This window comes from Sporomusa sp., from assembly GCF_035561255.1.
GTDB lineage: Bacteria > Bacillota > Negativicutes > Sporomusales > Sporomusaceae > Sporomusa.
Window position 1 is genome coordinate 1 of the sequence record NZ_DATMXX010000096.1, and the last position, 7708, is coordinate 7708.

The following is a 7708-nucleotide window of genomic DNA, read 5'->3' on the forward strand; positions in this document are numbered from 1 at the left end:
AAATAAAAAAACGAGGCAAATAGTTGCCTCGTTTTGAGTAATAACATCAATTAAATTATCTTTAGGGGCGGTAATTACGTTGGATAAATACCTCTACCCGCCTGTTGGTCGCCCGTCCTTCAGAGGTATCATTACCCGCAACCGGGCGGTATTCACCATACCCGGTAGCGCTAAACCGCTCAGGCTTAAGCCCGGTTTCCTGGGCCATAAGAAATTTCATGAAATTTACGGCCCGCCGCGAACTAAGCTCCCAGTTAGAAGGAAACTCCCTGGTGTTGATCGGTACCGTATCAGTGTGCCCTGATACAGTAATCTTCTGGCTCAGCGGCGACAACAATTTAGCGATCTGAATGCCGAAGCGGCGCGACTCTGATCTAAGATCAGCACTGCCTGACGGGAATAGTGCCGTGTCCTGAATCCGGATCATAAGCCCGTCATCAGTCAGCACGGTAGACAAATCGCCCCCCAGGCCGTTATCAGCAATATACTTATCCAACATCTTCTTTAACTCAATTAATTGCGCAGTTTCCTGCATATAGGCCTTTTCATTGATACCACTCATAGCCGTCATCACAGACGGTATCTGCGGCGCCGGACTAGCCTGGCTAGTATCCGGCTGGGGTGGCTTAGGGCTCTCTAAGAGCGCCGGACTGCCGTTAAACGCCACATTAAAAGAGGCTGCAATCTGATCAAACTTTTTCTGATCAAGCTGGGCGGATGCAAATAATACAATAAATAGCGCCAGGAGCAACGTCAGGAGATCAGAATAGGGAATCAGCCAGGTCTCATCCGCATGCTCCTCATGGTGTTCCTTTTTATTTCTGCTCATTATTTATCCTCCGGCTTAGGGTTTAGCAGCGCCCGGACCTTCTGCGGAATGAATACTAACAATTTCGATTCAATCGCCATCGGGGAATCACCCGCCTGCAGCGACAAGATCCCTTCAACCATCATCCGTTTAACTTCCACTTCTTCTTTTGATATCAGTTTAAGCTTGGTGGCAAAAGGATGCCATATCACATAACCGGTAAATATCCCCAGCAAAGTGGCCACAAACGCGGCCGCAATGGAATGGCCTAATTTTTCGATATCATCAAGACTTCCCAACGCGGCAATCAAACCAATTACCGCCCCTAATACACCAAGTGTCGGCGCATACATACCAGCCTGAGAGAATATAAGTGCCCCATTGCGATGGCGTTCTTCCATGGCTTCGATATCAGCGTCCAGTACATCTCTGACAAAATCCACATCCATGCCATCAATGACCATACTCATCCCATTCTTTAAAAACGGGTCCTTGATATCCTCAAGCTTACTTTCCAGCGCCAGAATACCTTCCCGGCGTGCAACCTGCGATAATTCAACAAATAACTTGAGTAAAACCTGTTTGGGGATACGTTCCTCCTGGCTAAACAGTTTTTTAAACAACACCGGAAAATTCTTAAGTTGTTCCAGAGGGAATGCATTAAATAAGCTGGCCGCTGTACCAACTATAATAATTATAAATGCTGCTGGGTTTATGAGTGCAGCTGGACTTGCGCCCTTCAGCGCCATACCGACAAGAATAGCAAAAAGCCCCAAGATTAATCCAATTACCGTTGACTTCTCCAATGAAAGCCCTCCCAATAACATATAAACAACAACATCACATAATTGTATATCGTAATTTTTTCGACAATAATTAAGGGATTCTCTAAACAAAAAAAAAGTCCTGCCAAATAACGACAGGAATTGCATTACTTTATTGTAAACAATGCTGCTCAATCTCACACAAAATACTCGACCTTTGCCTGCGGAAAAAGGGCTGAGAGCTTGCCTCCCAGGAATTCTTTAATCTCGTTCATAACCTCCGGCTGGTAAATATACTTACCATAACCAAACTGGCCGTATTTATATTTTCGCTCACTTTCCTCCATGGGTAAATCAGTCTCAGGAAACAGGTCCAGAATGTTATTCTTGGCCCGTTTCGGTAAACCTGTGCGAAATCAGCTCAAAGGTCAGATCACTTCTTGCCGCAGCAGGCAATTGTCCGTCCAGCGCTTCAAGCAAACGGCCATACTCCTGCTGCCAGCCGGGGAAAAAGAAAATCGGCGCAATAATAAACCCCAGCGGATACCCAGCCCCGGCTACCTTGCCGGCAGCAGTTACCCGCTCGAGCATTGATGGCGTTACATGCTCATACTTTTCAATAACTGAGGCCGCGTTCAAACTAAAGCGGAAGCGGGTATGGCCGTTATGTCGGGCAGTAAGCAGGCTATCGACCTTGTCATGCTTGGTGACAAAACGAAACCGCCCCTGTTTATGATGACCGAAAAACTCAATTGTTTTGAACAAAAGACCGGTTAGGTATTCAGTAGGAATCGGATCAGAGGTAGCAGCACCCTCAAACCAGGTAATCTCCGGCGCCCGCGCCTGCATATAGGTGTCAGCCTGCGCAAAAATTTCCTCAATATTTACGTATACCCTGAGATATGGTTTTTTCCCCAGTGTAGTCGCCAGATAGCAATACTCGCACATACTTGGACAACTGGTGTTCAGCGGCAGCTGATAATGGGCCGAGGGTTTACAACTGGCAAAATCAGTGCTTTTTCTCACCCCGACAACCATTGTGCGTTTAGCCTCCCGGAAAGCCTCCTGCGTCGTCTTGCCGGGAATTCCGGTCACCCGGTTATGGGAACCGGTAAAATGTATCGGAACATCCATGGCCTGAAGTTTGTCATATACTGCTTTTCCCAGCGGATAGTCCAGTGCTTTCGCTTCAAAAAAGGCCCGTTTGGGTACAAAATAATTCATGACGGCAGCTCACCTCTCCAGTAGTGTGAACCGCCGCCATGACTTTTACGCGAGCCTGCTGTTATTTTCTCACAGCCCGATTTTTACCTTGATAGCTTATTCATCACGGCATTGGCAGCAATCGCTACATTATCAATCGGACTGCTATAGGGCGGCGCATAGGCTAAATCCATATCAAACAGATCGTCAATCGTAGCCGCCATGGTAAGCGCTGCCGCCATAACGTCAATCCTTTTAGCCACATCACCCTCACCAAAGATCTGCGCGCCCAAAACCTTGCGGCTGTCAGCCTCAACAACCAGTTTAACCGTGATCGACTTAGAGCCTGGCATATAATGGGGCTTGTCCGGGGCGGCCACCGTAGCGGTTACATACCGGTACCCCAGTTCTTTAGCCTCACGCTCGGTAAGACCAGTTTTGCCGACATGAAAATCCAGTATCCTGACTGCTACTGTATTTAACACCCCGCGAAACTTAACACGATTACCACCGATATTCTCGCCGATCACCCGTCCATGCTTATTGGCTGTTGAGCCCATGGGGGCAAACACCTTTTTGCCTGATATGATATTAGTATTCTCTGCACAGTCGCCGCCGGCATAGATATCCGGGTCACTTGTCGCCAAATATTCATTAACAGCGATAGCACCAGTGGGACCAATGACCAGACCGGCTGTTTTCGCCAGCTCAGAATTAGGGCGGACACCAATAGCCAACACCACGACATCAGCCGGGATGACCCGCTTGTTGGTCACCACCGCCGTAACTGTACCCTCACCGTCAAACCGCTCGACCTTCTCCCCCAGCAACAGGGTAATGCCGTTGGCCAGCGCATATTTGGCCACCGGGCCCGCAACCTCAGGATCTAAGAAAGCCGGAAACACCTGCTCCTGCATCTCAATAACCGTTACCTTAACACCACGGATCTTAAAGGCCTCTGCCATTTCCATGCCCACAAGGCCGGCACCAATAACCACCGCGTTTTTAATCTGTCTGCTATCAATCCCGGAGCGTATCGCCACTGCATCATCCGGGTGCCAGAACTGATGAATCCCGCTGAGCTCAATACCGGGAAGCGGTGGCTTAACAGGTGTAGCACCGGTAGCAATGATCAGCTTATCATAGGGGAAAACCGTTTCTTCACCGGTTTCCAAACTTCTGGCTGACACTGTTTTATCCCCGCGGTTAATGGCAGTAACCAACATCCGAATACGCACATCAACATTTTTATCAGCCTTAAAAAACTCCGGATTCCGCAATGCACCTGATGAAGTTTTTACAAAATCACTGACATCGGCAATCAAGCCGCCGACATAAAAGGGCATACCACAAGCACCGTAAGAAATGAGCGAGCCTTTTTCCAGAACAATAATCTCGGCCTCAGGAACCTCCCGGCGAATCTTGGCGGCTGACTTAAGCCCTGCCGCCACAGCACCAATAACAACTATCTTTTGCATACAACATTCCTCCTGCCCCCAGGTTGGGATTTGTATTGAAATAAAAGACCCCGGTCACGGGGTCTTTTATTGTTACTTAGCAGGTGCAGCCGGCGGCTGATAGACTCTTGCAGCCAGTTCTTTATCCAGATAGAACAAGCCTGAACTGTCACCAATCATTCTCAGTTGTTCAAGAACCTCACTGGCCGAAGCCTCTTCTTCTACCTGTTCGGTCACAAACCATTGAAGGAAAATCTGCGTTGCCACATCTTTTTCTTCAACAGCAACTGCGTACAGCTGATTGATCAGACTGGTAACATGCTCTTCATGCGTTAATATCTTCTCAAATACCTCAGCAGGTTTGCCAAACTCGGTCGGCGGTGCCTCAATTACCTTAAGTTCTAACTGACCGCCACGCTCTAGTATATAATCAACAAATTTTAATGCATGCATCGTTTCTTCCTGATACTGTACCCTGAGCCAATTGGCAAAACCCTTGAGGTTTTTGGACATACAGTAACCAGACATGGCCAGATAGAGATTAGCTGAATACATTTCTGCCTGGATCTGGTTGTTAATAGCGTTTTGTAATTTTGCAGTAATCAATGTGTGCTCCCCCTTTTCATAATCCATTCTACTATATTTTACTAATTTTACGAAAAATAGACAAGGCTTTTCGCCAGCTTCTGCCAAGAACTACAAACTATCTATTGATCTATACTTTGCCGGGGCAGCCCACGCTTGAAGTCTTCAATTGTATGCACAGGCCTCTGACAGGCAAAGTTCTCACAAATATAGCCTGTAGCCCGGCCGTTAACAGCGCCCTGCCCGGCAGCCACAGGTACCAGCTCCCAGTTGTCGGTCTGATAGACCGGGTCATTGTAGACAACCGTCGTTTCCGGCATAAAGCTCTGACCAGCCAACGCCAGCATAGCCTGGACATCAGGGTCTTCCTTTTCCCCGGCAATGACAATATGGCTAGGTGGGGTCAGATAGTAATCAAGCGCCAGTAAGAAGTACGTATAAGCCCGGGGATAACGGGAAATCTCGCTGCTGAAATAACTGAACATCTCTTCAACCAGCCCAATATACTCAGCATTCTCGGTCAAACGCCCTAACCGCAGCAAGGCTAATGCAGCCACAGAATTACCTGAGGGTATGGCACCATCATAGATCTCCTTTTGGCGCATAAGCAACTCTTCACCGTCATTGCCGGTAAAATAAAAGCCGCCATTTTCCATATCCCAGAACAATTGCTTAAGGTCTGCGCTCACCGCGATTGCCTGCCGCAGGTACTTGGGGTTAAAGGTGGTCTCATATACCTCCAGGAGCCCCCACAGCATGAATGCATAGTCATCCACATACCCCAGGTAGGCCGCATTGCCCTCGCGGTAACGGGCTAACAACCGCTTACCGTCCTCGGCAGTAAGCTTCGCAAAGATAAAATCGATAGCCCGCGCAGCAGCCTGGGCGTAATCATCCCGTTGCAGAACCCTGCCCGCTTTAGCCAGTGCAGCAATCATCAACCCGTTCCAGGCGGTCAATATCTTGTCGTCTTTAAAGGGATGCACCCGCTGCTCCCGGTCCTGATACAACTTGTCCCTGGCTTCAGCCATTTTGACCTCAAGGTCATTAATATCAAGGTTATGCTGTGCGGCATACTCATATAGATCGCTATCAATCAGGTTCAAAATATTTTCGCCTTCAAAATTACCGCCCGGGGTGACATTATATACATCAGCAAACAGTTCGCCAAGCTCTGAGCCTAACAGCGCCATAATCTCCTGTAGTTTCCAGACATAGAACTTACCCTCCACCCCTTCGGAGTCAGCATCCTCGGCTGAATAGAAAGCACCGCCAGGGCTGGTCATATCCCGCATGACATAGGTAATAATCTCCTCGGCAATCCGGGCAAAGTCCGGGTCGCCGGTACACTGATAGGCCTCCACATAGGCGTAACACAGCAGGGCATTATCATACAGCATTTTCTCAAAATGCGGCGCAAGCCACCTGTTATCTGTTGAATAACGGGCAAACCCATAACCCAGATGATCATAGATCCCGCCCCGGCTCATTGCATCCAGTGTCTTCACCACCATAGCAATGGCTTTTTTATCCCCCGACCGCCGCCAATAGCGCATGAGGAACAAGAGATTGTGGGGTGTCGGAAACTTAGGTGCAGGCCCAAAACCACCATAAGTGGGGTCAAAGTCACTTAATAGCTGCGCAACTGCCTGTTCCAGCGTTTCCGCTGACAGCTGCCCCTTTTCCAGTTTTGCAGGCTGGTTTTTGAGTGACTGAGCCAGCTTTTCACCAATCTCTTCAATCCTATCCCGGTTCTGGTCCCACTGTTCCTTTAGCATTGACAACACTTCCAACAACCCCGGCCTGCCATACATCGCATGCTTAGGCAGGTACGTCCCGGCGAAAAACGGCTTCTTATCAGGGGTCATCACAATTGTCAACGGCCAGCCGCCCTGCCCGGTCACAGCCTGACACACCGCCATATAGATATGATCAACGTCAGGACGTTCTTCCCGGTCAACCTTAATCGCTACAAAGTAGTTATTCAAGAGCGCCGCTACAGTTGTATCCTCAAAGGATTCCCGCTCCATAACATGGCACCAGTGGCACGTACTATAGCCACAACTAAAAAATATCGGCTTGTCTTCTTCCTTAGCTTTCGCAAACGCTGCTTCGCCCCAGGGATACCAGTCTATTGGATTGTGTGCATGCTGCAATAGGTACGGACTCTTCTCATTTGCCAGGTGGTTAACGTGCTTAACCGTCACTTAAATCACCTCATTTTATTGCTACCATTTAGGATTTGCTTAGTGTGGGTTTTACATACGTTATATAATGGATAGTTATTATTCGTTAGGTGTTGTTTTTATTGTAATTGGTATGTTGTGGTAAGTCAATGTAAAGTTTTTAAAAAATGAATATACCAGCATGACATGATGCTGGTATAACAAAGTCCAATATAGTGGCGTCATGTTAGGACTAACTAGCACTCTATCTCCAGGCTGAACAAACTATGCCATGTCACCAAATTCAGCCAAGATCTCTGCCATCGCCTGCTCTACGACTTGCGTATCGTAGGAATCGGCTTTTACTAGTGCTACTTTTGTCACAGGAAATATCCTCTTTTCCGTTATTTTACTTATACTATTTCAGGTGGGTCGGGTTTCATGTCTTCCATCAATTTTTGAGCTTGTCTAACTCGCTCAAAACCACTGGCACTAAAACCACCCGTATAACCTTCTACTCCTTCAAATACCATTTTTCAAGATTAGGAAGCCATCTAACATTTTTAACTGTTCATCAATCTTCCCAATTGCTTTATTTAAGCATTCTTGTGGTGACGAAGAAATCATGTTATAAAGCAGATTTTGCGCCCCCTTGCTTCATGACCCGCTGGAACGTCCCCGAGTGTGGTACAATAGAACTTATCAATTAGAGAACTTATCCTGAAA

7 protein-coding genes are annotated in these 7708 nt (G+C 47.7%); all 7 read right to left on the minus strand.

From position 1 onward, the window contains the following. Window positions 1-61 precede the first annotated feature (61 nt). The 7 genes from VN379_RS05710 to VN379_RS05740 all read right to left on the minus strand — a co-directional run bounded on the left by VN379_RS05710 (window position 62) and on the right by VN379_RS05740 (window position 7024). A complete protein-coding gene (locus VN379_RS05710) occupies window positions 62-829 on the minus strand; it encodes a flagellar motor protein MotB (RefSeq protein WP_325531717.1) in 768 nt (255 codons plus the stop codon). After that, entirely contained in the window at window positions 829-1614 is a 786-nt protein-coding gene (gene motA, locus VN379_RS05715) for a flagellar motor stator protein MotA (RefSeq protein WP_325531719.1), read from the minus strand. Before motA ends, VN379_RS05710 begins: the two co-directional genes overlap by 1 nt. A gap of 155 nt (window positions 1615-1769) precedes the next feature. Then, entirely contained in the window at window positions 1770-1919 is a 150-nt protein-coding gene (locus VN379_RS05720) for a spore photoproduct lyase family protein (protein WP_325531721.1), read from the minus strand. Between the two features lie 34 nt (window positions 1920-1953). Then, window positions 1954-2796 (minus strand): spore photoproduct lyase, encoded by an 843-nt coding sequence (gene splB / locus VN379_RS05725; protein ID WP_325531723.1) that lies wholly within the window; start codon window positions 2794-2796, stop codon window positions 1954-1956. An 83-nt stretch (window positions 2797-2879) separates the two neighbouring features. Then, window positions 2880-4253: an FAD-dependent oxidoreductase gene (locus VN379_RS05730; RefSeq protein WP_325531726.1), complete on the minus strand. Its 1374-nt coding sequence runs from the start codon at window positions 4251-4253 to the stop codon at window positions 2880-2882. 72 nt (window positions 4254-4325) lie between these two features. Next, window positions 4326-4838, minus strand: coding sequence for a ferritin (locus VN379_RS05735; protein WP_325531728.1), 513 nt, complete (start codon window positions 4836-4838; stop codon window positions 4326-4328). 101 nt (window positions 4839-4939) lie between these two features. Beyond that, window positions 4940-7024 (minus strand): thioredoxin domain-containing protein, encoded by a 2085-nt coding sequence (locus tag VN379_RS05740; RefSeq protein WP_325531730.1) that lies wholly within the window; start codon window positions 7022-7024, stop codon window positions 4940-4942. Between the last annotated feature and the right edge of the window lie 684 nt (window positions 7025-7708).